The sequence below is a fragment of the Allosalinactinospora lopnorensis genome (assembly GCF_000981225.1).
Taxonomy (GTDB): domain Bacteria; phylum Actinomycetota; class Actinomycetes; order Streptosporangiales; family Streptosporangiaceae; genus Allosalinactinospora; species Allosalinactinospora lopnorensis.
Map to the genome: position 1 here is coordinate 1 of NZ_LAJC01000079.1, position 25126 is coordinate 25126.

Consider the following 25126-nt stretch of genomic DNA (forward strand, 5'->3'; position numbering starts at 1 on the left):
AGTGAACATCTCGCTGGAGGTCAGCGCGGCGGGCTCCTTCTCCATCGCCGGGCTGGTCGACTTCGCTGAACAGTGCGGGCAGACCAGCGCCCCTGCGGCCGCCTCCTCAGGGGACGGCGGGCCCGGCGGCTTCTACAACGTTGACGGCGGCTCCGGCGGGTTCGGTGCCGAAATCGGCGGTGGCGATGGGGGCGGCGGCTCCGGCGGAGGTGGAGGAGGCGGCGGGGGTGGCTCCTAGCAGGCCGCCTCCTCCTCGCGGTGTCGGAGAGTCTGTGATTCGCTCGGGTGAGCGCCGGTGGCCTGCGCATCGATCATCCAGGAGGAGACACCGTGGTTCCCGCCGTTGTCACATTCGATCTCTTCAGTGCGCTGATCGACTCCCGGAAGGGCGGGAGCGCGGTGTTCCAGGCGCTGGCCGACGAGCGGGGCTGGCCCGTGGACGGCGCGGCGGTCTACGGACGCTGGGACGCGCTCAACAAGGAGGCCCAGCGCCAGTGCGCGGACTGGGTCCCGTTCGCCGAACTCTCGCGCGGGGCGCTCGCCGACGCCTACCGCGACCTCGGGATCGATGGCGACCCGTCCTCCGACACCGAGCGCGTCCTCGGCTCTGTCTCGCAATGGCCTTTGTGGCCCGACGTCGCGGAAGGGCTGCCTCGCATCTCCCGGGAGTACCCGGTCGGGATCCTGTCGAACGTCGACGACAACATCCTGTGGCGCACCCGGGCCGCCGCGTTCGTCGACGCCGGCCGGGTGTTCACCTCACAGCGCCTAGGAGCCTACAAACCCGCCCCGGAGATCTACCACCGGGCGCAGCAGCGGCTCTCGCCCCTGATCCACGTGGCGACGTCACCCCGCGATGTCCAAGGGGCCGCGGCGGCGGGACTCACCTTCGTCCACCTGCAGCGCGACGGGCACCATCTGGACCCTCGGGGCCCCCTTCCGCGCCACCAGGCCGCGGACCTGGACGACGTGGCCACCCGCCTGCGGGAGATCGCCCAGGGGTGACGTCTCGGACGGGCGCCTCCCACCGACAGGCGCTTCGTCTCCCCGGCCGGTGGCGGATACTGGGGTGATGGACCAGATTCGAACGATCGTGGGGCTGGTCGGCGACGTACTCGGCCCCGGGGCCATCGGCACCTACCTGCACGGGTCCTCGGTGTTCGGTGGTCTGCAGCCGACCAGCGATGTGTGGGCCCTGGCCCAGCTCCCGCCAGAGCACCGCCCCGTGCTGGAACATGCCAAGGAGCTGTATCTCACCCGCCGGTACTCCGAGGAGGACTGGAGCGACGAGCTCAGGGCCCGGGTACGCCCGCATGTAGACCGGGTACTCGCCGAGATCGACCGGCTCTCGCACCGCTAAGCCCCGCAGCCGCGCGCGATGCGTCGGAAAGGGCTCATGGACGAACGCGGGTTCACCTGATGCGCAGCGCCTCCAGCAGCCGCGACAGTGCGGCCCGGGTGGCGGGCAGGTCCGCGGGATCCCCCGAGGCCGCCAGCCACAGGGCCGCCTCGTTCATCGCCCCCGACAGCAGGTGAGTCAGCGGCTCGACCGGCTGCGGGGCGATCACTCCCTCCTCGATCAGGGTGCTGAGCGCGTCGGCCAGATGACGGGCCGAGGCCGCCTCGTCCAGCGCGCGCCATTCGTTCCAGCCCAGCACGGCGGGACCGTCGACGAGCATGATCCGCTGGATGTCCGGATCGGTGCCGGCGGTGAGGAACGCCTGGCAGCCGGCGGTCAGCCGCGTCCAGGAGTCGTCCTGGGCGTCGGCGGTCCGGGCCACCGTCCGAGCCACCTCCTGCTGGACCTGCTCCAGGACCGCGCGGAACAGCCCGGCCTTGCTGTCGAAGTGGTGGTAGAGCGCGCCCTTGGTGACCCCGGCGGCGTGGACGATCTCCGACAGGCCCACGGCGCCGTAGCCGAGTGTCGCGAACAGGCGCCTGCTCTCGCGCAGCAGCACCCGCCTGGTGTGCTCACGCTGCTGCACCCTGGTGCCGCGTGTCATCGCACCCACCTCTTTGACCTACCAGTGGTATGCCAGTACCGTAACTCACATACCGCTGGTACGCGAAAAGGGAGGCGCGCGATGCGACCGACCAGCCTGTATCCGGTGATCTGCACTTCGCGGCTTCAGGAGTCCCGCACCTTCTACGCAGGGCTTCTGGGGTTCGAGACGACGTTCGAAGCCGACTGGTACGTGAGCCTGCGGCTTCCGGGACCGCCGTCCTATGAGCTCGCCCTGCTCGACCCCACGCACCCGACCCTGCCCGAGGCGTACCGTGCTCCCGTCCAAGGACTGCTGCTCAACTTCGAGGTGGAGGATGTGGACGCGGAGTGGGAGCGGATCGTCGTCCGCGGAGGGGTGCGGGCCGAACTCGAACTGCGAAGCGAGGACTTCGGGCAGCGGCACTTCATCGTGGCCGACCCCAACGGGGTACTCATCGACGTCATCACGCCGATCGCGCCCTCCTCGGCCTACGCCGACCGGTATGTCGGCCCCTGACGCCGGGCCGGGCGCTCTCCCCCGGAAACCGGAGGGTGGGGCACGCGGGGTCCCCCGGCCCCACCCGCGGGCGTGATCGGCTTCCGGAACCGCTCCATCGGGAACCGCTACAGGCGCGCTTTAAGGAGCTGCTTGGCGCGCTGCGCGCGCTCCCGGTCCTGGCTCTGCACCTGGGAGAAGAACTCGGCGAGCTCGTCGTCGCCGTTCTCGCGGGCGTCCCGGATGTAGCGCTCGATCGTTTCGCCCTCCTGCAGCGTGTGGTAGAGCACGCTCACTGCGTTGTAGTTCTTGTCCTGCGTCTTGGTCGTTTCTTCGCTGGTGTGCGCCATGCCTACTCCTAGTCCTTGTCCTTGTTTCCGTACCGCGACTTCTCCAATAGGGCACCCGAACCGGGCCCCATGTGTGACAGCGGCTATCCGCGCATACGGCGGACAAACGACATCCCGCGGAAAAGCTTCCGCCAGGTGTACAGAGAGCCCGGGAGGGGCCGGCCGCGTGTCCGGGGCCGCCGCCGGCCCCGTCTGCGCGCCGCCCCGCACCCGCGCAGTACGGGGCGCGCGTCTCACCCGAGCGGGCTGAATCCGAGCCGCAACTGACGGCGTACCGCCTCCAGGCGGTACCGCGGCAGCACCCCGGGGCCGCACGAGGCCGAGCCGATTCCGGTATGGCCCAGGTCGAGATGCAGGTGAATCCGGTCCTCCGGCACCAGTTCGTGCGTGTGCCGGGCGGCGTCCAGGGCCTTCGTGCTCCACCTGCGGGCGGAGAAGTCGAACACGGGGTCGCCGTCCACCCTCAGTCCGATACCGTCCGCGGTCCGGAAAACCGCCCAGCGGGTGTCCGTCCGGTTACCGTTCTCCTGGGGGCGCACGCAGGGCGTCTGGAGCTCGTCGACGGAGCGCGTGTAGCGGCCGACCCGCGCCGCCTGTGCCATATCCGGGTACGCCTCCTCCGGTCCACGGCCGAACCACTCGACCTCCCCCATCTCGCGCGGCAGTGCCAGACGCACTCCCAGGCGGGGCAGCGGGCACGGCCACTCCCCTTCGGGTTCGGTGTCCAACGTCAGCAGCAGCCCGCCCCGCTCGGCCGTCCACCGGTAGGCGACCCGCACCCCCAGGTCGCTCGCGGCGGGGGCGACGCGGGTGTGCACGGTGAGAGCCTCTTCCTCCTGCTCTGTTCCGATGAGCCGCTCGGTGAGCCGGTGCAGCCCGATACCGCGCCACTGCGCCTCGACGGAGACACCGTGCCGCGCGTGGTCGTTGTCGGTCGGCGCGCGCCACAGATCAAGAACGGGAGGGGTGACGGGTATGCCCCCGATGCCGCGCAGCGCCCCCAGGGCGGGGGCGAACACGCCCGGCCCGATGGCGAGGGTGCCGCCGGTCGCTCTGTCTCCCCCCGTGGTCACAACCGCGCTGGGGCGGCGGGGGGCCGCCTCCGGCTCCGGTGCCACACCAGCGATACGCGCCTGGCCCCAGGCGACCTCGTGCCCGGCCGGCGCCCAGGGCGCACCGCAGTCGAGGAGGGCCCGCACGGTCAGCCACGTCTCGCCTCTGGTCTCGGGAATCCTCGGAAGAGGCACGTCGGTGGCGCCCCCGGGCGGAAGGTTGACGGCGAGCCGCCCCTCGGCGACGACGACGCCCTCCTCTTCGGCCGACCAGTGGAAGGCGAGCCCGGAGGTGTCGGCGAAGTCCCAGCCGTTGGCGATGCCGATGGTTCCGGCCGCCGGGTCGGGGGTGATGCGGACCGGTTCGACGGTCTTCTTGAGCTCGCCCAGTCCGGGGCTGGGCGAGCGGTCGGGGAAGAGCAGGCCGTCGGCGACGAAGTTCCCATCGTGCAGCTCCTCTCCGAAGTCGCCCCCGTAGGCGAACCATTCGGTCCCGGCGGGTTCGCGGCGCCGGATGCCGTGGTCGATCCACTCCCAGACGAAACCGCCCTGGCAGCGGGGGTGGGCCTCGAAGAGCTCCTGGTACTCGCGCAGGCCGCCCGGGCCGGTTCCCATGGCGTGGGCGTACTCGCACAGCACGAAGGGCATGGCCCGCCGGCGGGCGTCATGGGCCGCGTCGGCGGGCGGGGGCTCCGCTCGACGGCCGATCGCGTCCACTTCCGCGTGCGGGGCGTACATGCGGGAGTAGAGGTCGGTGTACGCGCCTTCCGCGTCCCCCTCGTAGTGGACCGGCCGGTGCGGGTCGCGCCCGCGGGTCCACTCGGCCATGACCCGCAGGTTCTCCCCCGTCCCGGACTCGTTGCCGAGGGACCACACGACAATGCTCGGGTGGTTCTTGTCCCGCTCCACCATGCGCCGCATCCGGTCGAGCACCGCTTCGCGCCAGCGGGGATCGTCGGAGGGGTTGCGGCGCCACCCGACCTGCTCGAACCCGTGGGTCTCCAGGTCGCATTCGTCGATGACCCACAGGCCCAGCTCGTCGCACAGGTCGAGGAAATCGGGGTGGGGCGGGTAGTGGCTGGTGCGCACCGCGTTGATGTTGTGGCGCTTCATGAGCTCCACGTCCTCGCGCATCGACGCGTAGGGCACCGCCCGGCCGTGGTCGGCGTGCCACTCGTGTCGGTTCACGCCGCGCAGCAGCAGGGTCCGGCCGTTGACCCGCAACTGCCCGCCGGAGATGTCGACGGTGCGGAACCCGACGCGCACCGGGACGCTCTCGGCCTCGGTGGCCAGCACGCCCCGGTACAGGCGGGGCGTCTCGGCCGACCAGGGGTCGACGCGACCCACCGGATGGGCGATACCGGTCGGGGCCTCCACCAGGCCGAGCTCGGCGACGGTGATCCGGGCGAGGACGTCGGCGTCCACCCGCAGCGTCCCGGTGCCGGTGGTGTGGTCGTAGTCGGCGTGCACGAAGAAGTCGTCCAGGCCGCCGGCGGGCCGGGCCAGCAGGCGGACCCCGCGGAAGATGCCCGACAGCCACCACATGTCCTGGTCCTCCAGGTAGCTGGCCGCCGACCACTGGTGGACCCGGACCGCGAGCGTGTTGCGGCCCCGGCGCAGCAGCGGGCCGGCGTCGAACTCGGTGGGCAGGCGGCTTCCGGTGGAGTGGCCCAGCGCGGTCCCGTTCAGCCAGACCGCGAAGCAGGAGTCCACCCCCTCGAAGCGCAGCGCGGCCGGGCCGCCGGGCCAGTCGCCGGGCAGGTCGAAGACGCGGCGGTAGTCGCCGGTGGGGTTCTCGTCGGGCACGTGCGGCGGGTCGATGGGGAACGGATACCCGATGTTGGTGTAGGCCGGGCGGCCGTAGCCGCGCATCTGCCAGTGCGAGGGGACGGGAAGCGCGTCCCATCCGGAGTCGTCGAAGCCGGGGCTCTCGAAACCGCCGGTCGCGGCGTCGGCCCGGGGAAGCAGGCGGAAGCGCCATGTTCCGTCCAGGTCGAGTTCGGCGGCGTCGGAGCCGAACCGGGCGCGGGCCGGCCTGGTCCCGGCCGAGGGGGCGAAACTCTCGTAGTAGGGCGGGTGGGCGGGGAAGGCAGAGGACACATCGCTCCTTGAGGCGGCCGGTGCCGGTTCGGGCCGCGCCCGGCGGCGCGGTAGCCGGTGGAGGCGGTGGCGATATCGGCGATACCGAGGTCTACGCCGATGAAGCCCTCCGGCTCGTACGACTCTTCCTCGGGAACCTCACAGGTAGCCACCGGATAGAACACGCCGCCGCGTTGAATCGGGCCCGACTCGCCCTTGCGGTGTTCCCGCGGGAGTTCGAGCGCGCCCGGGGATCAGGCGAACCGCACGCCCTTGAACCGGCCCGCGGTCCTCCAGAGACCACCGGCTGGGCGTGTCGTACCGCCGACTCAGGCAACGGTCGTCCACACCCTGCACGCACACTTGGTCTTCACACCCGGGGACCGGCGTGGCCCCTTCACCGACGCCGTTCTCGGCCACTGTGAAGAGATCATGCGCAAGCTCTGCGCGGACTTCGGCAAGTATCGCATTGCGGGCTCCCTCGCCGGCGGCTAATCAAACATATGTGAAAGTAATACCCCAGAGACATCCACATCCTCCGCAGGCAGTCCACGGATTGTCAACACTTCTCACCAATTTCGAACGCACATCCCGGCACCCCCTTCCGCCACGGAGACTCGGAGATCGGTCGATCGACAACATCGCCGGACCGCCGCCGCGAGGAGGCACCGGAAGGCGCCGCTCACTCCGGGCCGCGATTCGGCACCCCGTCGCCGCATCGGTGTTCACACTGGTCGTTCGACCTGGGCGATCACCCGCCCACGCCGGGCGCGGGAGTTTGACACCGACCACAAACCTGGCAAACTGTTTTCAACACGTTTCGACATGATCAATCAGACGTCGGATGATGACAGCTCCCCGGCACCTGGACCCGGGTGACGCGACAGGACAAGGGGACCAATGCTGGCTGCGCAGCGACAAGAGCTGATCCTCGAGAAAGTGCAGCAATCGGGTGGAGTACGGGTCACCGACCTCGTCGAGAGCTTCGCGGTATCGGACATGACCATCCGGCGCGACCTGGACGCCCTGGAGGGCCGCGGCGTGCTCCGCAAGGTACACGGGGGCGCCGTGACACCCTCCGGCACCAGCACCGAAGAGCCCGGGTTCGAGGCGAAGTCCTCGCGCCAGGAGCGCGAGAAGCACGCGATCGCCCGCGAGGCCGCCCGGCTGATCGAACCCGACAGCGCGGTGGGCCTGTCCGCCGGCACGACGACCTGCACCGTCGCCGAGTACCTGCGCGATACGCCCGGGCTGACGGTCGTGACCAACAGCCTTCGCGTGGCCGACGTGTTCTACCGCTCCTCGCGTTCGGACCAGACGGTCGCGCTCACCGGCGGCTTCCGCACCCCCTCGGACGCACTCGTGGGCCCTCTCGCGCTGACCGCGGTGCGCAGCCTACACCTCGACGTGCTCCTGCTCGGAGTGCACGGGATGCAGGAGTGGGCGGGCTTCACCACGCCCAACCTCATGGAGGCCGAGACGAACCAGGCGCTGGTCGAGGCCTCCCGCAAACTCGTGGTCGTGGCCGACCACACCAAGTGGGGAACCGTTGGCATCAGCACCATCGCGCCGCTGGAGCGGTGCGACGTGCTGGTCACCGACTCCGCTCTCGGATCGCAGGCCCGCGAGACGCTGTCGGAGCACGTCGGCGGCCTGATCCTCGCCCAAGGCGACGCGCCGGCGGAACAGGCAGGTTGATGAGGAAGACACCCGCGCGACTGGCCGACGGGCGCGAGATCATCTACTTCGACGAATCCGACGACGCGCGCCGGGAGCTGTTCGACCCCCGGGAGCTCGCGCCGCTGTCGACCGTCTCGGAGGCTCGATTCGACCCGCTGCTGCGCGAGTGGGTGGTTATGGCCTCCCACCGGCAAGAACGCACCCACCTGCCGCCGAGCGACGACTGCCCGCTGTGTCCCTCTGCCCCGGGGCGGCCGACCGAGATCCCCTCCTCCAGCTACGACGTGGTGGCCTTCGAGAACCGCTTCCCGTCGCTGGCATCGGAGGGAGACCGGCCCGACGACCGCACCGGCGAGCCGCTGGCCTCGCGCAGGCCCACCGAGGGGCGCTGCGAGGTACTCTGCTTCGCCCCCGACCACAACGCCTCGTTCGCCGACCTCAGCCCGCGTCGGGTGCGCACCATCGTCGACGCCTGGAGCGACCGCACGCTGGCGCTGTCCGAGCTGCCCCACGTGGAGCAGGTGTTCTGCTTCGAGAACCGCGGATCCGAGATCGGCGTGACACTGCACCACCCGCACGGGCAGATCTACGCCTACCCGTTCCTCACCCCGCGCACGCAGCGGACCCTCGACTCCGCCCACCGCTACCGCGAGCGCACCTGGCGCAACCTGTTCGCCGACAACCTGCGGGCCGAGCAGTCCGCGCGGACCCGCGTCGTGAGCAGGACCGAGCACTGGACGGCGTTCGTTCCGGCCGCGGCGCGCTGGCCGGTCGAGCTGCACGTCTACCCCAACCGCCAGGTTCTGGACCTGCCGGCCCTGACCGAGGCCGAGCGCGACGACTTCAGCCACCTCTACCTGGACATTCTGGCCCGCCTCGACGGGCTCTTCGACGGACCGCTACCCTACGTCGCCGCCTGGCACCAGGCACCGGTGCGTTTCCAGCGCGATCTGGCCTACCTGCATCTGGAGCTCTTCTCGATCCGGCGCGCGCCCGGGAAACTCAAGCACCTGGCCGGCTCCGAGTCCGCCATGGGGGTTTTCGTGAACGACGTTCCGCCCGAGACCACCGCCCAGCGGCTCCGGGAGGCCGCTTCGTGAAACTGCTCGTCACCGGAGGGGCCGGCTACATCGGCAGCGTGGTCACCGCACTGCTGCTGGAGGCAGGGCACGCGGTCACCGTCCTCGACGACCTGTCCACCGGCCACCGCGACGCGGTACCGCCGGGCGCCTCGCTCGTCCAGGCCGACCTGCACGACGCCGGCGACGTACTCGACCCCTCCTACGACGCGGTGCTGCACTTCGCCGCGAAGTCACTGGTCAGCGAGTCCATGCATCACCCGGGTCTGTACTGGCGCACCAACGTCTCGGGCACCCTCGCGCTGGCCGAGGCCACGCGCCGGCACGGCACCGGGCGCATGGTGTTCTCCTCGACCGCGGCGACCTACGGCGAACCGGCCTCCTCTCCGGTGACCGAGACCAAACCGGCCGTCCCGACGTCCCCCTACGGGGCCAGCAAGCTCGCCGCCGACCAGATGCTGCAGGCGTGGTCCCAGGCGTACGGGCTCGGCGTGGTGAGCCTGCGCTACTTCAACGTGGCCGGGGCGCACGGCCGCTACGGCGAGCGCCACGACCCGGAGACCCACCTCGTGCCCACCCTGCTGCGCGTGGCCGCCGGCGAACTCGACCACGCCCAGGTCCACGGCACCGACTACCCCACACGGGACGGCTCGGCGATACGCGACTACCTCCACGTCGTCGACCTCGCCGACGCCCATCTGCGGGCGCTCGAACAGGCCGGGCCCGGCACGTTCCGCGTCTACAACCTGGGAACCGGAAGCGGCTGCACCGTCCGCGAGGTGCTCAGCGCCGCCCGCCGCGTCACGGGCCGCCCCGTGCCCGCGGTCGAGGGGCCGCGCAGGCCGGGCGATCCGGCGGTCCTCGTGGCCTCCAACGAGCGCGCCCGCAAGGAGCTGGGCTGGGAGGCCCGCCACGGGATCGACACGATCGTCGGCGACGCCTGGTCGTTCGTCCGGGGACGGGGAACGGGGGAATGACGGGCGCGGCAGCGGCGTTCCGGCGCGCCTTCGGTTACCCGGCCCAGGGCGTGTGGGCCGCACCGGGGCGGATCAACCTCATCGGCGAGCACACCGACTACAACGACGGATTCGTGCTTCCCATCGCGCTCCCCCGCCTCCTGGCCGCGGCCGCCGCGCGCCGCCGGGACGGGGTGCTGCGGTTCCACTCCCGCCAGGACGGCCACCGGCTGCACACCCGCATCGACGAACTGCGCCCGGGGACGGTCACCGGGTGGGCCGCCTACCCGGCCGGCGCCGTCTGGGCGCTGCTGGCCGGCGGCCACTACGTCGGCGGGCTCGACGTGCTGGTCGACAGCGCCATCCCGGCCGGTGCGGGTCTGTCCTCCTCCGCGGCGCTGACCTGCGCGACGGTCCTGGCCGCCACGCATCTGCACAACATCGGCCTCGACGGGGCGGCCGTCGCCCGTCTGGCGCAGCGGGCCGAGAACGAGTTCGTCGGGATGCCGTGCGGGATCATGGACCAGTCGGCGGTGATGCTCGCCACGCAGGACCACGCCCTGTTCTTGGACTCGCGTTCGCTCCGGTCCGAGCAGGTGCCGCTCGACCTCGCCGGGCGCGGCCTGGTTCTGCTGGCCGTCGACACGCGCGCCGCGCACCGGCTGGTCGAGGGCGAGTACGCCGCGCGCCGCCGCACCTGCGAGCACGCCGCGCGGCTGCTGGAGGTGGAGGCCCTGCGCGACATCGGTACGTCCGGGCTCGCGCGGGCCCTGGAGGCGCTGCCCGACGAGCCGACGCGGCGCCGGGTGCGCCACGTGGTCACCGAGAACGCCCGCGTTCTCGACACCGTCGATCTGCTCCGCTCCGGCCGGCCCCGGGAGACCGGGCCGCTGCTCACCGCGTCCCACGCATCGCTGCGGGACGACTACGAGGTCAGCGTCGCGGCGGTCGACACGGCGGTCGAAGCGGCCCTGGACGCGGGGGCGCTGGGCGCACGCATCACCGGAGGGGGCTTCGGCGGCTGCGTCATCGCCCTCGCCGACACCCACCGCGCGGACGCCTGCGCCGACGCCGTCCGCGCGGCCTTCCACGACAAGGACTTCGCCGAACCGGGGATCTTCACCGCCGTCCCCTCCCCCGGAGCGCGCCGCCTGCCCCCGGCGCCGTGAGCCCGGCCCGGAGCCGCGGCGCGCGGACCGGACAGGGAAAGCCCGCGGCCGAGAGGCGCACCGAACGGTCGCCGCCGGGTGGTGGCTCGGTCGGGCCACCACCCGGCGGCGAAGGTGCCGCACGAGGGCCCCTTACCGGGCTCGGGCTCACCCGCGTCCGGTCAGCCGGGCGGCGAGTTGCGCGGTGCGGTCACGGCGCCCCCAGGCGATGAAGGCGAAGACCACCAGCAGAATGATCGGGGTGAACCAGAACTGGCCGTCGAACACGGTTACCTGGTAGAGGAACGCACCGGCCATCAGACCGATGAAGGCGAGCGCGGTCACCCCGGACAGGATCGGGATCAGCAGCCCGATGGCGCCGGCCAGTTCCAGAACACCGATGAGATACATGAACCAGTCGCCGTAGCCGATGAGGTCGAAGGCCTCCACGGCCGAAGAGTGCGCGGTGAGCTTGGGAAAGGCGCTGGCCACGGCGAAGAAGACGGCGAGCACGAGCTGCAGTACCCACAGCACGATGCCCATAACGCGTCCGCGGGCGCCGCCCGCCGACTCGTCCCCCGCCACCCGGTCGTCGGGTCTGCGCTGCTGTGTCATGATGGTTCTCCTTGCGGTGAGGTCCACGGTTCCGTTATCGGGTAGACCTCGCACCGGCGCCGAACTCATCGGTCCCGGCGCGATTCGACCGCAGGGCGGTTTCGGGGCGCGCATCGGGCCGCCTGCGCGGCTACCCCTCCTCGGCACCGGGTCGGTCCGGGAGGCCGAACAGCGGGAACCAGCGGGCCGTGTCGAGGAAGGAGTTCAGCCCGACGATCCGGCCGGCGGAGATCTCGACGACCTGCAGTGCCCACGGTTCGAACCCGCCGCCGGCACCACTTGGACGGTACTGGCCGAACGCGGGTGATCCGCTGGCGTGCACCGGAAGCAGGCGTGATCCGCGGCAGCCGTGTCCGGGCCCGAGCATCCACTCGGCGATGGCGGCGGGGCCGCGCAGCCACAACCGGTACGGCGGCATCGACAGTGTCGCCTCCTCGTGCAGCAACGCGGTCAGCGCGTCGATGTCGTAACTCTCGAACGCGCTGACGTAGCGCTCCAGCAGTGCGCGCTGTTCGGGGTCCAGAGGACGGACCGGGTCGGTCGCCTCGCCCCGGCGCGCCGTGATCCTGGCCCGGGCGCGCTGCAGGACGCTGTTGACCGACGCGACCGTGGTGCCGAGCAGTTCGGCGACCTCGGCGGCCCGCCAGGCCAGCACCTCCCGCAGGATCAGCACCGCGCGTTGCCGGGGCTCCAGGTGCTGCAGCGCCGCGACGAACGCCAGCCGGACCGTGTCGCGGACCACCGCATGCTCACCGGGGTCGGCGTCCGGCGCCAGGACACGGTCGTCGGGAATGGGCTCGACCCAGGTGGACTCCGCGTGTACGGGCCCCAGCGGCGAGGCCACGGTCCCGGCGCCGGCGAGGTCCATGGGGCGGGCCCGGCGCTGCCGACCGTCCAGGCTGCTCAGGCAGACGTTGGTCGCGATGCGGTAGAGCCAGGTGCGCAACGACGCCCGGCCCTCGAACCGGCTCATGCCGCGCCACGCCCGAACGAGGGTCTCCTGAGCGGCGTCGTCTGCCTCGAACGCGGAACCCAGCATCCGGTAGCAGTACCCTGTGAGCCCCGCCCGGTGCCGCTCCAGCTCCTCCGGTGCGGGCGGTGCGCCGGCCGTGCCCGCAACAGTGGTATCGTCCATCGTTTCCATCCCAACCTTCCCTTGCCGCTGCGACCAGCCGGAGCATCGCGGCAAGGCAGCGATGCGCATGCCAGTGGTCCCCTTCAAAGGGACCGTAGCGGCAGCCACCCACATTTCCGGGCTACCGGCGAGCGGGCCGCCGCCCGGTTCCGCGGAGGCCGCGTCTTGTGTCGGTACGTCAGCGCTGGCAGAGTGAACGCCTGTCGCCACCCGGCGGCCTGCGGAGTCATGCCCTGTGACACGCCATTTCCAGTACGCAGCAGATCACCGGGCATCCGCGGAGCCCGGTGGAGCGGCAGCGAAGAGGGCCGTCGGCTCTTTACCGGCGGACGGATCGGCGCGAGGGGTTCCATGGCAACCACCGGACGCGGTCGGCGGGTGGGAAACCTTCCGGCCGAGACGACGAGTTTCGTGGGCCGCCAGACCGAACTGGACCATCTGAACGGTCTGCTGGAACGGGCCCGGCTGGTGACACTGGCCGGGGTGGGCGGGGTGGGCAAGACGCGGTTGGCCCTGCGAGCGGCGAACGGCGTGCGGGCCGGGTTCCCCGACGGGGTGTGGCTGGTGGAACTCTCCTCGCTGCAGGATCCCGCGCTGGTGGGCCACGTCGTCCTCGAAACGCTCCCGCTGGCGGACCAGACCGCGCGGCCTCCGGTGGAGGTACTGGCCGAGTGGCTCGCGGACAAGCGTCTGCTGCTGGTGCTGGACACCTGCGAGCATCTGGTCGAGGCGTGCGCCCAGATAACGGACACCCTGCTGGAGGCGACGCCGGGGCTGCACGTCCTCGCCTCCAGCCGCCAGCCTCTGGACCTTCCGGCGGAGCGGGAGGTGGTGGTGCAGCCGCTGCCCGTCAGCACCCACCCGTGCGCCGATGCGGAGGAAAACGGCGAGGCGGTGATGCTGTTCGCCCAGCGGGCCGCGACAGCCGCGCCGGGGTTCGTCCTCGACGAGGACAACCAGGAGACGGCGGCCGGGATCTGCCGGCGCCTGGACGGCATTCCGCTGGCGATCGAATTGGCGGCGGCCCGGCTGTCCGAGCTGACCGTGGACCAGCTCAGCGAACGGCTGCACTCGCGATTCGATCTGCTGACCGCGCAGGACACCGACCGCCCGGGGCAAGCGCGGCATCAGACGCTGCGCACCACCATCGGGTGGAGCCATGAGCTGTGCGCGCCGCTGGAACGGCTGCTGTGGGCCCGGCTGTCGGTGTTCCCCGACGGCTTCGATAACGAAGCGGCCGAGTCCGTCTGCTCCGGCGGGCCGCTGCCGGCCCGCGATGTCCTCCGGGCGCTGAACGCTCTGGTGGACAAATCCATCGTGCGGCGGGAGGAACCGGAGGACGCGGAGTGCGGGGCGGTGCGCTACCGCATGCGGGACACGGTGCGCGAGTACGGCGCGCGGTGGCTGCGCGAGCTGGGCGAGGAGGAGCAGGTCCATCGGCACCACCGGGACTTCTACCTGCGGCTGGCTCGCCGGGGAGACGCCGAGTACATGGGCCCGGACCAGGTGGCCTGGTATGAGCGCATGGTCGCCGAGCACGCCAACCTCCGTACGGCGCTGGAGGTCAGCCTGGCCGAGCCGGACGGCCGCACCGCGCTGGAACTGGCCGGAGCCCTGTGGTTCTTCTGGTTCGCCTGCGGCTTCCACCGGGAGGGCCGCCGCTACCTGGAACAGGCGCTCGCCAAGGATCTCCGCCCCGGCCCGGAACGGACCCGGGCCCTGTGGGCCTGCTCGATGACCGCCATGGTCCAGGGGGAAAACGAGGCCGGGCTCCGGCTGGGAACCGCGTGCCGCAGCGCCGCGCAGCAACAGGAGGACCCGGAGGCCGTACTCGCCGCGACCTACCCCATCGCGAGCTGCCTGACGCTGCTGGGGGAACCGGCACGCGGGGCCACAGTCTACGACGAGGCGGCCCCTGTGCCCGCTCGCGGCAGCGGCTACCGGGAAGCGGGCCGGCTTCTGAGCCGACTGGGGCGGGCACTCAACCATATCGTGCAGGGGGAGTTCCCCCAAGGCGCCGCCCTGGCCGTCGGGGTGCGCGCTGAGTGCTCCCCATACGGCGAGCAGTGGTTGCGCTCCGCCGCCGACTGGCTGGAGGCGATGACGGAACTGGCGGAGGGCAGAGCCGCCTCGGCGGCCGCGCACGCGCGCGACGCGATAAAGGGGTGGCATCCTCTGCACAACATTCCCGGAATCGCGCTGACCCTGGACACGCTCGCCCCGGCCGTGGCGGCCCAAGGATACGGGAAACGGGCGGCCCGGCTGCTCGGCATCACCCAGCGGATCTGGCAGATGGTCGGCCGCCCGCAGATGGGCTCGCCCGAACTCATCGCGGCCCGGGAGGCGTGCGAACACCGGACCCGGGAGGCCGTCGGCGACGCCGCCTATGAGGCGGAGTACCGGGCCGGGCTGGAGACGGAGCCTGAGGACGGCATCGCCTACGCCCTCGTCGCTCCGCCGTACGACGAGTAAGACGGCGCGGAGACCAGGACGCCGGTGGTACCGCGGCGCCGTCTTCGGGCGGGGAGCGGTTCCGCGGGGGTCGCGGCGGCGGCCACCGGGGCCCGGAGGACCGCACGAAATCATCGGGCCGGCCGCCGATGAGTTCGCGGCACGAGACCGGTCAGTACAGGTGAACACACCCAAGCGCCGGGAGAGACCAGTGACCACCAACGGATTCACCACGTGCCTGTGGTTCGACGGGCAGGCCGAAGAGGCGGCGAACCACTACATCTCGATCTTCAAGGACTCCAAGCTCGGAAGGGTCGGCCGCTACACCGAGGCGGGGCCGGGTCCCGCCGGCACGGTCATGGTGGTCGAGTTCGAGCTCAACGGCCAGAAGTTCGTCGCGCTGAACGGCGGGCCGGAGTTCACGTTCAACGAGGCCGTCTCGTTCCAGATCTACTGCGATGACCAGGACGAGGTGGACTACTACTGGAACAGGCTCTCCGAGGGCGGCCAGGAGGTCCAGTGCGGCTGGCTCAAGGACAAGTACGGGGTCTCCTGGCAGGTCATCCCCACCGTGCTCATCGACATGATCAGCGACCCGGACCCGGAGAAGGCGAAGCGGGCCACCGAGGCGATGTTCACGATGACCAAGCTCGACATCGCCGCGGCCCGGAAAGCCTACGCCGGGCTGTGAGAACCTCCCGGACGGAAGAACGGCACTTCTCGTGTCAAGTCGCGGTGACCAGGGGTGGTCCGAGAGGTGTTCGTCCCCCGCGGGGAAGCGCGGATCGCGTCCCTGCCCGACCGCTCCGTGGGATCGCCCGTCCGGGGCCTTGAGCTCCCGAGCCGTGCGCGCGTGGCTCTCCGCGAAACGGACCGGGGCGCGGGACCACCGGTCCCGCGCCCTCGGCGGGCGACCGGGGTGCGCCCCGGCCGCCCGCCGGTTCACCCGACGACGATCTCCATACCGTCGGAGAATCCCATCTCCCCGTTGGCGTCGATCACAGTGAGGGTGACGTGGTAGGTCCCCTCCTCCTCGTAGGTGTGCGTGACGCTCTCGCCCTCGACGAGCTCGCCGTCGTCGAACTCCCAGAGGTAGGTCTCGATCCGGCCGTCGCCCTCCGTCGACTCCGAGCCGTCGACGGAGATCATGTCGCCGTCCTGCCCGATCTCCGCCCGCGCCTCGGGCGGCTCCGGCAGGTCGCGCACCGAAAGGACCTCGGCCGGGACCGGTTGCGCTCCCGCTCCCTGCAGGTGCGGACCGACGACGTCGGCGTTGATCTGGTATCCGAGCGGGGTGGGGTGGAATGTGCTGCTGTCGAACTGGACTGCGTGCAGGTACCTGTCGTTGCCGTCGGGGTTGCACAGTTCGCGCCCGGCCGGAGCGTCGTAGAGATCGATCGGAAGGGCCCCGGTCGACTCCGCCGAGTCGGCGATCCCGGTGTTCAGCCGCTGGATCCAGTTGTTGATCCACAGTTGGTCGCTGACCCGGATGGTGGCGCAGCGGTCCTGCCCCGTCCAATCCGATCCGCCGTCGACGGGGAAGAACCGGGGGTAGGTGATGGCGGCGATAGCGGCCGACTCCGGCACTTCGCCCGCGATATCGGTGTAGACCTGCTGGAACTTGTTCAGGCCGGTACCGGGGTCCTGCGCCATTATCTCGTCGAACCGCTCCTGGACCCGGTCGTCCAACCGCTCTTCGCAGGAGTCTCCCGCCCAGCCCTGGATGATGCACTCAAGGAGATTGCTGGCGAAGTCGAGGTCGTTTCCGCCGATTCCGACGGTCACGTGGGAGATGTTCTCGCTGTTCTCTCGCACCGCGTCCATTTGCGGTGGCTCGCCGTGCCGTCCGGAGTAGAGGTCGTCGATGGCGGCACCGCTGCAGGCGACGAAATCAAGCCCGCCGGGAACGACACCGTTCTCGTGCAGCAGTTGCGGGTGCGCCTCCGGGGAGCGCTCGCAATCGCCGCTGTCGTCGTAGTAGTCGCCGGTGCCGACACCGGACTGGAAGGAGTCGCCCATGGCGACCCACCGCGTCTCCTGGAGAGAGGCGGCACTCGGAGCGGGGGCGGCGGCGGCCGGAGCCGCCATGGTGAAGGGGATCAGACCTGCGGCGACGGCGGCCGTGACGGGGAGGTGTCTCGCTTTCAACATCAGCACTCCGCGGATCTTGAATTGTGGGGGAAATTACATCGTGGGACGCGAGTGCGTGAAATGACCAGGGAAAGAGATGGCCGCAAACCGCCACGGCGAAGGCTTGTTTAACTCAGTAGTAACGTGTTATCGGACACACTTCTCCGAGAATGTTCCGCATTCCGGAATCACAAATGGAAATGCAGGTCACGCAGCTTTGGCGCAGTCCGGAAAAACGTATCGCCACACGGAGAAAATGCCGTGCAGGCCGCTCTTCTTCCAGATGAGAGCAGGCATGCCCCTCCCGCTCCGGCCGGCGCACTGGCGCGGGTCTCCTCTCGCCGACTATCGGGAGGACGGCAGCGAGGAGGCGCCGGTAACCGCCGACGCACGGTGACCGCTTCGGCGAGCGCGAGGGGGACCGGGAGACGCGTTCTCCGAAAGGCGCCGGGAGGAACCGCAGCGCTTCCGCGGCTCCGCGCAACGGGTTCCCCGGCAGCGGGAGCTCTATGAGGTGGCGCGGCGCCTCGACGTCAAGGGGCGTTCCAGGATGAACGAAGAGGAACTCGCCGAGTCGGTGAACCGGCACAGGAACCGCTGAACCACGGTCCGCCGTCCACGCGGACAGCACTCTCGTGCCGCGGTCCTGTGCCGGCCGCCGCAGTAACCGGAACGCCGCAGGCGGGGCCGGGATTCTCGTCCACGGCGCCACCGGCTCCTCGCCTATCCCGCTCCATCACAGGAGCAAGGGGGGCGACCACGGCACGGGCGGCTGGGGCGGCGGTCCCAACGGGGATGCGTACGGCGTTCCGGTCGGTGGAGAAGGTCAGATGATGATCTCGCACCCGGTGCGCGTCTCGATGGCGGCGGAGCAGCGGTCGGCCACGCCCGGACCGCCGTGGCCCTCGTCGGTGCCCGACTGGTCGGTGAGCGTGTCGTTGCCGGCGTTGCCGTTGATGGTGTCGTTGCCCGGACCGCCCTCAAGCATGTCCGGTCCGGCGTCGCCGTTGAGCACGTCGCACCGTTGCCGCCGTCCAGATCGTCGGCAGCGTTACCGCCGGAGAGAGTGTCCGCTCCGGCCTCGCCGTTGAGCACGTCGGCGCCGTCGCCGCCGCTTAGATTGTCCACCCCCGCTCCGCCGATGAGCGTGTCCGCTCCGGCGTCGCCGTGGAGGGTGTCGGGACCCGCCTGCCCGTGCGCCCAGTCGGCGCCGTTGCCACCGGAGAGGATGTCCCTCCCGGCCCCCGGGCACACCGTGTCGTTGCCCCCGCCGGCGAACACCAGATCGTCGCCGCCCAGAGTGACGATGACGTCCGCACCCGAGGTGCCGAATATGGTGTCGTCGCCCTCGGTGCCGACGATCGTGGCGTTCTTACCGTTGCACTGGGGCTGAGCGTGCGCGGGCGTCGCCGGCAGCATGACGAGCACGGTGCCGAGCAGTGTCCCCGGAACAGCATAGAGCAGGGTTTTAGGAATTCGAGACCGTTGCAGAATCATGGCTTCCAGACTCCAATTGCACACTCGAACAGCATTGACGCGAAAATTAAATCTCCACGAGAACCACTCCCGATCGACTTTATTCTCCGCGCCCTCGTGATGCATTTTCAACACGCACCGAGAATGTGTCAACAAGGACTTTAGGTACCATTTTTTCGACCCTGGCCGGTACTTCCGCTACCGCCCCACGAAAATCCTTCGGATCAGAATTAAGAGGATTCGGGCCGCGGCTCCCCCGAAATTGCCATTCTCGACTTCGCGTCGCGCGGCACCGGGCGGCGGATCCGTGGACTTCCGCGAGCGGAAATGGGTCCCGTCAGGGAATTCGCTCCGGATTCGCCGACCGATGGGGCCGGCCCTGGCCGGGAACGGCCGGGTCACGGCACGGGAGAACGGGCACTGCGCCACCGGCGCCGGCCAAGACGGTCCGTGACCGTACTAGCTATCGGCGCCGGCGCTCTGGTCCTCCTGGGCGACCGGCGATGCCGGCCGGCGGGCGAGCAGGATGTCGGGCTCGATGTAGATCAGCCGGGCGATCGGGACGGCCTGGCGGACGCGGGTCTCAGCGCCGTTGATGGCATGGGCGACGTCGCGCGCATCGTCCTCGGAGTCGATGGCGATCTTGACCGCCACCAGCAACTCGTCAGGCCCCAGGTGCATGGTGCGCATGTGGATGATCGTGTCGACGTCGTCTCCGGCCAGGATCGCCCGTTCGATTCGCCGCTCGTGCTCCGCGCTCGCGGACTCACCGATCAGTAGGCTCTTGACCTCCACGGCCAACACGACCGCGATGACGACCAGCAGGACACCGATCGCGGCGGTACCGACCCCGTCCCAGACACCGTTTCCGGTGAGCAGCGTCATCGTCACGCCCGCCAGCGCGAACACCAGGCCGACCAGTGCGCCGATGTCCTCCAGCAGGATCACCGGCAGTTCTGGGGACTTCGAACGGCGCACGAACTGCACCCAGCCGGCATCGCCGCGCTCGGCGTTGGACTCCCTGACCGCGGTGCGCAACGCGGCGGCCTCCAGCACGATGGCGACCAGCAGTACCGTGATGGGCACCCACTGCCACTCGGTGATGGGGTGCGGGTCGCTGATCTTGTGCCAGGCCTCGTACAGCGCGAACAACCCGCCGACGCTGAACAGCACGATCGCCACGATGAAGGCATAGATGTAGCGCTCGCGCCCGTACCCGAAGGGATGGTCGGGCGTGGCGCGCCGCCGGGCCCGCTTGCCGCCGATCAACAGCAGCGCCTGGTTACTGGAATCGGCGACCGAGTGGATCGACTCGGCCAGCATCGCCGACGAGGCTGTCAGCAGATAGGCCACGAACTTGGTGACCGCGATGCCCAGGTTCGCTGCCAGGGCGGTGACCACAGCTTTCGTGCTTCCCTCAACGCTCACGGTTGGTCGCGCTCTCATCCTCAGCCGCCGTATGAATGCACTCACTTCTACCATGAACCGATGGGCCGACCGACCGACGGCCCCCAGGGAAGCGCCCCAGCGGACCGCCGCTCCCGGAACGCCCGTCCTCGCTCACTCGCGCAGCGCGTTCGGGGTGGTGCCTGTGTGTCCTTAGCGCCGCCGGCGGCGAGACGACCGCCAGCCGGGCGGGCGCGTCCTTCCGGAGCGCCTTCCAGACCCGCCGACTGGTGACGACAACCGGGAAGGCCTGGATCGATACGCTGAAGGACAGGGGTCGCGACGCTCCGACCGGGCACCACTACTGGGGGGAACATGACATCGTCGGAGCCCACCATCGGGGAACGGGCCGGGGATTCCCACCTCGGCAACGACCGGTTCGAGACGCTGGTGACCGGCGGTTCCGGCACCTCCCGCACCGGCCGGGTCGTCCGCGCCTTTCCCTCTCCCCGTCCCGTGCCCGCCCGGCCGCGCCGCTGAGAGCGGCGACATGGCGCACTGGTTCGAGCAGACCATCGTGGCCACCGGCCGACTGTCGCTGTTCTGCCTGTTCATCGGCATGATCGTCGGTTTCGTGTTCATCCGGACCTCGACCCGGCTGATCAGGGCGCAGGTCCGCTGGTGGCCCGGGAACGTCGCAGCCGGCGGCGTGCACATCCACCATGCCGTGTTCGGCGTGGTGATGATGCTGCTCGGCGGTGTCGCCGGGTTCGCCGTCGACCCGGACCTGACCGGCTGGCGGGCCGCCTCAGGAGCGCTGTTCGGGGTCGGTGCGGCACTGGTGCTGGACGAGTTCGCGCTGATCCTGCGGCTGCGCGACGTCTACTGGTCAGCGGAGGGCCGCTCCTCCATCAGCGCACTGTTCGTCACCTTCGCCGTGACCGGCCTGCTGCTGCTCGGTGCGCGCCCCGACGTCCTGAACGACTTCGTGGCGGCCGCGACCGAGGGCGGGATGCAGGAGTGGCTCCTCATGTTGGGGGCGATCCTGCTCAACCTGGGGCTGGCCGTGATCACCGTGCTCAAGGGCAAGCTCTGGACCGGCATCATCGGCCTGTACCTTCCACCCCTGCTCATAGTGGGCGCCACGCGCCTGTCCCGGCCCCGCGCCCCGTGGGCGCGGTGGCGCTACCACCGCTCCGGCGACGCGCCCGCACGCAAGCTGGCCCGGGCGACCAAGCGCGAGCAGCGGTTCCGCCAGCCGATCGCGCGGGCCGGCACCTGGTTGACCGAGCTGATCGCCGGACGCCCCGATCCGCCCGCCACGAGCTGAGCGGGGTGTCCTGGGCACTTGCCCGGTTCGACTTCGGCGGGGCCGCCCGGGCGCGCTGGTCGGCCACCGCCCGCCTCAGCCTCCCCCGGCTTGACATCTGACTCGTTGCCTGCCCTCGTAGTGGGAGGGAGTGGCGCCGGGCGGCGGCAGGTGGCGGTGCCCGCGCCGAGGCGGCGGAGGGGACCGTACGGGTGTACCGCCGCCGGGACCCGCGGCAGCGAATCCGCCCGCGTCCGGCCACCGGGACCGCGACCACGCGGCTCCCTTCCCTCAGTCGTTAGGAGGGGCGCTTGATGGGCGCTTTGGACGGTGTCACCGTCGTTTCGGTCGAGCAGGCGGTCGCCGCACCGTTCACGACGCGGCAACTGGCCGACCTCGGGGCGCGGGTGATCAAGGTCGAGCGCCCCGGCACGGGCGACTTCGCGCGCGGTTACGACACCACGGTCAAAGGGCTGGCGAGCCACTTCGTCTGGCTCAACCGGGGCAAGGAGAGCCTAGCGCTGGACCTGAAGGACCCCGGCGACGCCGGCATCCTGGGGCGGCTCGTCGACCGGGCCGACGTGTTCGTGCAGAACCTCGCTCCGGGCGCCGCCGAACGCGCGGGCTTCGGCGCCGAGGCGCTGCACCGCCGCAACCCGCGTCTGGTCACCTGCGCGATCTCCGGTTACGGGCCCGATGGCCCGTACCGCGACAAAAAAGCCTACGACCTGCTGATCCAGTGCGAGGCGGGGCTGCTCTCGATCACCGGGAGCGAGGAGGAACCCGCCAAGTCCGGGATATCGGTGGCCGACATCGCGGCGGCGATGTACGCCTACTCGGGAATCCTCGCCGCCCTCTTCGAGCGTGAACGCACCAGTGCCGGAACCCATGTCGACGTCGCCATGCTGGACGCCCTCGGCGAGTGGATGGGCTACCCCTACTACTACGCGCGTTACGGCGGCACCGCGCCGGGGCGCACCGGCGCACGGCACGCCGCCATCGTCCCCTACGGCCCATTCCGAACCGGCGACGGCGGCGAGGTGTTCCTCGCCGTGCAGAACGACCGCGAGTGGCGGTCGCTGTGCGAGCGGGTCCTGGGCCGGCCGAAGCTGGCGGTCACCCCGGACTTCGCCACCAACAGCGACCGGGTACGCAACCGGGAGCGGGTGCGCGAAGCCATCGAGGACGCGTTCGCGGAGCTGGCCGCCGACCGCGCGCTGGAGCTACTCGACGCGGCCGGAGTCGCCAACGCGCGGCTGCGGACGATGGCGGAGTTCGCCGACCACCCGCAACTGGCCGCCCGCGGCCGCTGGCGCGACGTCCCTTCCCCGGCCGGTCCGATCCGCGCGCTGCTCCCCCCGGTCGCGATCGGCGGCGCGGAGCCCCGGATGGGCCCCGTCCCGGCGGTCGGCGAGCACAACGACGCGATCCTCGCCGAACTGGAGGCCGATCGGTGAGCACCGCACCCCGGAACGGACCCGCCCTCCCGGCTCCGTGGGCGGGTCCGCCCGTCACGCGGACCGGACATCCCTGAGCGAAGACGAACGGAGGAACCGAGGATGGCGCAGGAACACCACCGCACCGGTGAGGCGGTCCCGCTCGGCACCTGGGCACAGCGATGGCATCCCCCCGAGTCGGTCAGGGAGGAGACCATCACCGCCGCCCCCTCCACGGCGCTGGCCGGCATCTTCGACCAGTCCAGCCCCGTCGGCGCCGACGGGGATCCGCTGCCTCCCCTGTGGCACTGGACGCACTTCCTCGACCGTCCCGCCGAGTCCGAGCTCGGCCCCGACGGCCACGTCCGGGACGGCGGCTTCCTTCCCCCCATCCCGGGCCGGCACCGGATGTTCGCCGGCGGCCGCGTCGACATCACCGAACCGCTGCGCGTCGGCGAGCGCGTCACCCGCCGCTCGCGCGTCGCGAAGACCGAGGCGAAGACGGGCCGCAGCGGCGAGCTGCTGTTCGTCACCGAGGAGCACGTCTTCAGCGCCAGCGGGCGGACCCGGATGGTCGAGCGGCAGGACATCGTCTACCGGCGCCACCGCCTCGAACCCGCCGGGCGGCGGCCCGCGCCCCCGGCCGGCGTCGACGCCCCGTGGACCCTGCGGCTGGACCCCACACCCACGATGCTGTTCCGGTTCAGCGCCCTGACCTACAACGCCCACCGCATCCACTACGACCACCCCTACACCACCCAGGTGGAGGGCTTTCCCGGTCTCGTGGTGCACGGGCCCCTGATCGCGATCGCCCTGCTGGAGCCGCCCCGGCGGCGGGGACTGCGGGTGCGCCGCTACGAGTTCCGGCTGCGCCGCCCCTGTTTCGCCGGCACCCCCGTTCTGCTGGCCGGAACCCCTGAGGCCGGGGCGGCCGACCTGCGCGCCTTCGGCTCGGGCGATCAGCCCGCCGCGACCGCCCGCGCGGAGTTCGAGCCGGCGTGAGCACCGCCTCCAAGCGGCGCGAGCCCGGATTCGCCGCCGGAGCCGGGCGGTGCGACCGCCCGGACCGCAACCGACCACGTCTTCGAGAGGAATCCGCCCGATGGCCCAACTGCCCGAAGAGGAGCAGCTCATCGTCCGCACCGTCGCCGACTGGGTGAACCGCGAGGTGCGCCCGGTGGTCCGCGAGCTGGAGCACGCCGACGCCTACCCCGAAGACCTCATCGGGCAGATGAAGGAGATGGGCGTCTACGGGCTGGCGATCCCCGAGCCCTACGGCGACGCCGAGGTCTCGGCCGTCTGCTACTCCCAGGTCACCGAGGAACTCTCGCGCGGCTGGATGAGCCTGGCCGGCGCCATGGGCGGGCACACCGTGGTGGCCAAGCTGCTGCTGGCCTTCGGAACCGAGGAGCAGAAGAAGCGCTACCTGCCGCGCATGGCGACCGGTGAGCTGCGCGCCACCATGGCGCTGACCGAACCCGGGGGCGGCTCGGACCTGCAGGCCATGCGGACGGTGGCGCGGCGCGACGGGGACGGCTACGTGGTCGACGGCGGCAAGACCTGGATCTCCAACGCCCGGCACTCCGGCCTGGTCGCGCTGCTGTGCAAAACCGACCCGGAGGCCGAGCCCGCGCACCGGGGCATCAGCATCCTGCTGGTCGAACACGGCCCGGGGTTCACCGTCTCCCGCGACCTTCCCAAACTCGGCTACAAGGGAGTCGAGTCCTGCGAGCTGGTCTTCGAGGGGTACCGTGCGCCGGCCGGCGCGCTGCTCGGCGGTGAGGAGGGCCACGGGTTCTCCCAGATGATGCGCGGCCTGGAGATCGGCCGTATCCAGGTCGCCTCTCGGGCGCTCGGTGTGGGGCAGGCCGCGCTGGCCGACGCGCTCGACTACGCCCAGCAGCGCGAGGCGTTCGGCAAACCCATCTGGAAACACCAGGCGGTCGGCGGGATGCTCGCCGACATGGCCACCAAGCTGGAGGCGGCCCGGCAGCTGACCCACCGCGCCGCGGAGGTCTACGACTCCGGGGCTCGGGCCGACCTGGAAGCCGGGATGGCCAAGCTGTTCGCCTCGGAGGCGGCGATGGAGATCGCGCTCGACGCGGTCCGCATCCACGGCGGGTACGGCTACTCCACGGAGTTCGACGTGGAGCGCTACTTCCGCGACGCGCCGCTGATGATCGTCGGCGAGGGCACCAACGAGATCCAGCGCGACGTCATCGCCCGCCAGCTCGTCACGCGTGGTGTCGAGCGGCGTCCGGCCCGCTGAGGGACGCGCCCGCCCGCACGGCGTACGTCCCGCCCGCCCAAACCGAGGTTCCCGTCCCCTTACGAAAAGGACCCGGCTACGGTTGGGGGCTGAAA

The 25126-nt window shown here is 70.9% G+C and carries 23 protein-coding genes and 1 pseudogene; 15 read left to right on the forward strand and 9 right to left on the reverse strand.

The features are described from left to right. From VS93_RS29855 to VS93_RS30640, 3 genes are all read left to right on the forward strand, one after another. A partial coding sequence (locus VS93_RS29855; protein ID WP_046471853.1) for a hypothetical protein occupies positions 1–238 on the forward strand: 238 nt, incomplete at its 5' end. A gap of 92 nt (positions 239–330) precedes the next feature. Next, positions 331–1005, forward strand: coding sequence for an HAD family hydrolase (locus VS93_RS22365; protein ID WP_046471854.1), 675 nt, complete (start codon positions 331–333; stop codon positions 1003–1005). A 67-nt stretch (positions 1006–1072) separates the two neighbouring features. After that, entirely contained in the window at positions 1073–1360 is a 288-nt protein-coding gene (locus tag VS93_RS30640; protein ID WP_046471855.1) for an aminoglycoside adenylyltransferase domain-containing protein, read from the forward strand. A 52-nt stretch (positions 1361–1412) separates the two neighbouring features. Here VS93_RS30640 and VS93_RS22375 read toward each other — a convergent pair whose 3' ends face one another. Continuing rightward, on the reverse strand, positions 1413–2003 hold the full coding sequence (locus VS93_RS22375; protein WP_046471856.1) for a TetR/AcrR family transcriptional regulator: 591 nt from the start codon (positions 2001–2003) through the stop codon (positions 1413–1415). Between the two features lie 81 nt (positions 2004–2084). Between VS93_RS22375 and VS93_RS22380 the strand changes: the two genes are divergently transcribed. Then, a complete protein-coding gene (locus VS93_RS22380; protein ID WP_046471857.1) occupies positions 2085–2501 on the forward strand; it encodes a VOC family protein in 417 nt (138 codons plus the stop codon). A gap of 107 nt (positions 2502–2608) precedes the next feature. On the opposite strand, the gene VS93_RS22385 is transcribed toward VS93_RS22380, so the two are convergent. Continuing rightward, on the reverse strand, positions 2609–2830 hold the full coding sequence (locus VS93_RS22385; protein WP_046471858.1) for a hypothetical protein: 222 nt from the start codon (positions 2828–2830) through the stop codon (positions 2609–2611). A gap of 233 nt (positions 2831–3063) precedes the next feature. Continuing rightward, complete coding sequence (locus tag VS93_RS22390) at positions 3064–5982, reverse strand: glycoside hydrolase family 2 TIM barrel-domain containing protein (protein WP_046471859.1); 2919 nt, start codon at positions 5980–5982, stop codon at positions 3064–3066. Positions 5983–6861: 879 nt separating this feature from the next. Between VS93_RS22390 and VS93_RS22395 the strand changes: the two genes are divergently transcribed. Genes VS93_RS22395 through galK form a run of 4 tightly spaced genes read left to right on the forward strand, consistent with a single transcriptional unit; the run spans position 6862 to position 10845 of the window. Further along, the gene (locus tag VS93_RS22395) at positions 6862–7659 is read left to right on the forward strand and encodes a DeoR/GlpR family DNA-binding transcription regulator (protein ID WP_046471860.1); all 798 of its coding nucleotides are present in this window, start codon (positions 6862–6864) and stop codon (positions 7657–7659) included. Continuing rightward, a complete protein-coding gene (galT, locus tag VS93_RS22400) occupies positions 7659–8741 on the forward strand; it encodes a galactose-1-phosphate uridylyltransferase (protein WP_046471861.1) in 1083 nt (360 codons plus the stop codon). Before VS93_RS22395 ends, galT begins: the two co-directional genes overlap by 1 nt. After that, the gene (gene galE / locus VS93_RS22405; RefSeq protein ID WP_046471862.1) at positions 8738–9697 is read left to right on the forward strand and encodes a UDP-glucose 4-epimerase GalE; all 960 of its coding nucleotides are present in this window, start codon (positions 8738–8740) and stop codon (positions 9695–9697) included. The genes galT and galE overlap by 4 nt, the downstream gene beginning before the upstream one ends. Beyond that, entirely contained in the window at positions 9694–10845 is a 1152-nt protein-coding gene (gene galK / locus VS93_RS22410; RefSeq protein ID WP_046471863.1) for a galactokinase, read from the forward strand. The genes galE and galK overlap by 4 nt, the downstream gene beginning before the upstream one ends. Before the next feature lie 147 nt (positions 10846–10992). Here galK and VS93_RS22415 read toward each other — a convergent pair whose 3' ends face one another. Continuing rightward, positions 10993–11439, reverse strand: coding sequence for a DoxX family protein (locus VS93_RS22415; RefSeq protein ID WP_046471864.1), 447 nt, complete (start codon positions 11437–11439; stop codon positions 10993–10995). A gap of 130 nt (positions 11440–11569) precedes the next feature. Beyond that, the gene (locus VS93_RS22420; protein WP_046471865.1) at positions 11570–12583 is read right to left on the reverse strand and encodes an RNA polymerase subunit sigma-70; all 1014 of its coding nucleotides are present in this window, start codon (positions 12581–12583) and stop codon (positions 11570–11572) included. Positions 12584–12925: 342 nt separating this feature from the next. On the opposite strand from VS93_RS22420, the gene VS93_RS22425 reads away from it, so the two are divergent. Then, positions 12926–15046, forward strand: a complete 2121-nt coding sequence (locus VS93_RS22425; RefSeq protein ID WP_046471866.1) for an ATP-binding protein — start codon at positions 12926–12928, stop codon at positions 15044–15046. Positions 15047–15236: 190 nt separating this feature from the next. Next, positions 15237–15716, forward strand: coding sequence for a VOC family protein (locus VS93_RS22430; RefSeq protein ID WP_046471867.1), 480 nt, complete (start codon positions 15237–15239; stop codon positions 15714–15716). 251 nt (positions 15717–15967) lie between these two features. On the opposite strand, the gene VS93_RS22435 is transcribed toward VS93_RS22430, so the two are convergent. The 4 genes and pseudogenes from VS93_RS22435 to VS93_RS22445 all read right to left on the reverse strand — a co-directional run bounded on the left by VS93_RS22435 (position 15968) and on the right by VS93_RS22445 (position 20059). Further along, entirely contained in the window at positions 15968–17176 is a 1209-nt protein-coding gene (locus VS93_RS22435; protein WP_046471868.1) for a PKD domain-containing protein, read from the reverse strand. Positions 17177–17981: 805 nt separating this feature from the next. Next, a complete protein-coding gene (locus VS93_RS29445) occupies positions 17982–18170 on the reverse strand; it encodes a hypothetical protein (RefSeq protein ID WP_052745925.1) in 189 nt (62 codons plus the stop codon). 14 nt (positions 18171–18184) lie between these two features. Then, positions 18185–18757: pseudogene (locus VS93_RS33545) on the reverse strand (calcium-binding protein); the annotation flags it as partial. Positions 18758–19090: 333 nt separating this feature from the next. Beyond that, a complete protein-coding gene (locus tag VS93_RS22445; RefSeq protein WP_046471869.1) occupies positions 19091–20059 on the reverse strand; it encodes a cation diffusion facilitator family transporter in 969 nt (322 codons plus the stop codon). 333 nt (positions 20060–20392) lie between these two features. Here VS93_RS22445 and VS93_RS29455 point away from each other — a divergent pair, with 333 nt between their 5' ends. The 5 genes from VS93_RS29455 to VS93_RS22465 all read left to right on the forward strand — a co-directional run bounded on the left by VS93_RS29455 (position 20393) and on the right by VS93_RS22465 (position 25031). Next, a complete protein-coding gene (locus VS93_RS29455) occupies positions 20393–20557 on the forward strand; it encodes a hypothetical protein (protein ID WP_156184971.1) in 165 nt (54 codons plus the stop codon). Positions 20558–20567: 10 nt separating this feature from the next. After that, positions 20568–21347 (forward strand): hypothetical protein, encoded by a 780-nt coding sequence (locus tag VS93_RS22450; protein WP_046471870.1) that lies wholly within the window; start codon positions 20568–20570, stop codon positions 21345–21347. Positions 21348–21640: 293 nt separating this feature from the next. Beyond that, on the forward strand, positions 21641–22783 hold the full coding sequence (locus VS93_RS22455; RefSeq protein ID WP_046471871.1) for a CaiB/BaiF CoA transferase family protein: 1143 nt from the start codon (positions 21641–21643) through the stop codon (positions 22781–22783). Between the two features lie 102 nt (positions 22784–22885). Then, positions 22886–23764 (forward strand): FAS1-like dehydratase domain-containing protein, encoded by an 879-nt coding sequence (locus VS93_RS22460; protein WP_046471872.1) that lies wholly within the window; start codon positions 22886–22888, stop codon positions 23762–23764. Positions 23765–23864: 100 nt separating this feature from the next. Beyond that, the gene (locus VS93_RS22465) at positions 23865–25031 is read left to right on the forward strand and encodes an acyl-CoA dehydrogenase family protein (protein WP_046471873.1); all 1167 of its coding nucleotides are present in this window, start codon (positions 23865–23867) and stop codon (positions 25029–25031) included. The last annotated feature ends 95 nt before the right edge of the window (positions 25032–25126 follow it).

Bases quoted from the DNA above. Each gene is read 5' to 3' on its own strand.
- VS93_RS30640 (WP_046471855.1), top strand. From the start codon at position 1,073: ATGGACCAGATTCGAACGATCGTGGGGCTGGTCGGCGACGTACTCGGC.
- VS93_RS22375 (WP_046471856.1), bottom strand. From the start codon at position 2,003: ATGACACGCGGCACCAGGGTGCAGCAGCGTGAGCACACCAGGCGGGTG.
- VS93_RS22380 (WP_046471857.1), top strand. From the start codon at position 2,085: ATGCGACCGACCAGCCTGTATCCGGTGATCTGCACTTCGCGGCTTCAG.
- VS93_RS22385 (WP_046471858.1), bottom strand. From the start codon at position 2,830: ATGGCGCACACCAGCGAAGAAACGACCAAGACGCAGGACAAGAACTAC.
- VS93_RS22395 (WP_046471860.1), top strand. From the start codon at position 6,862: ATGCTGGCTGCGCAGCGACAAGAGCTGATCCTCGAGAAAGTGCAGCAA.
- galT (WP_046471861.1), top strand. From the start codon at position 7,659: ATGAGGAAGACACCCGCGCGACTGGCCGACGGGCGCGAGATCATCTAC.
- galK (WP_046471863.1), top strand. From the start codon at position 9,694: ATGACGGGCGCGGCAGCGGCGTTCCGGCGCGCCTTCGGTTACCCGGCC.
- VS93_RS22415 (WP_046471864.1), bottom strand. From the start codon at position 11,439: ATGACACAGCAGCGCAGACCCGACGACCGGGTGGCGGGGGACGAGTCG.
- VS93_RS22420 (WP_046471865.1), bottom strand. From the start codon at position 12,583: ATGGAAACGATGGACGATACCACTGTTGCGGGCACGGCCGGCGCACCG.
- VS93_RS22425 (WP_046471866.1), top strand. From the start codon at position 12,926: ATGGCAACCACCGGACGCGGTCGGCGGGTGGGAAACCTTCCGGCCGAG.
- VS93_RS22435 (WP_046471868.1), bottom strand. From the start codon at position 17,176: ATGTTGAAAGCGAGACACCTCCCCGTCACGGCCGCCGTCGCCGCAGGT.
- VS93_RS29455 (WP_156184971.1), top strand. From the start codon at position 20,393: ATGACATCGTCGGAGCCCACCATCGGGGAACGGGCCGGGGATTCCCAC.
- VS93_RS22450 (WP_046471870.1), top strand. From the start codon at position 20,568: ATGGCGCACTGGTTCGAGCAGACCATCGTGGCCACCGGCCGACTGTCG.
- VS93_RS22455 (WP_046471871.1), top strand. From the start codon at position 21,641: ATGGGCGCTTTGGACGGTGTCACCGTCGTTTCGGTCGAGCAGGCGGTC.
- VS93_RS22460 (WP_046471872.1), top strand. From the start codon at position 22,886: ATGGCGCAGGAACACCACCGCACCGGTGAGGCGGTCCCGCTCGGCACC.
- VS93_RS22465 (WP_046471873.1), top strand. From the start codon at position 23,865: ATGGCCCAACTGCCCGAAGAGGAGCAGCTCATCGTCCGCACCGTCGCC.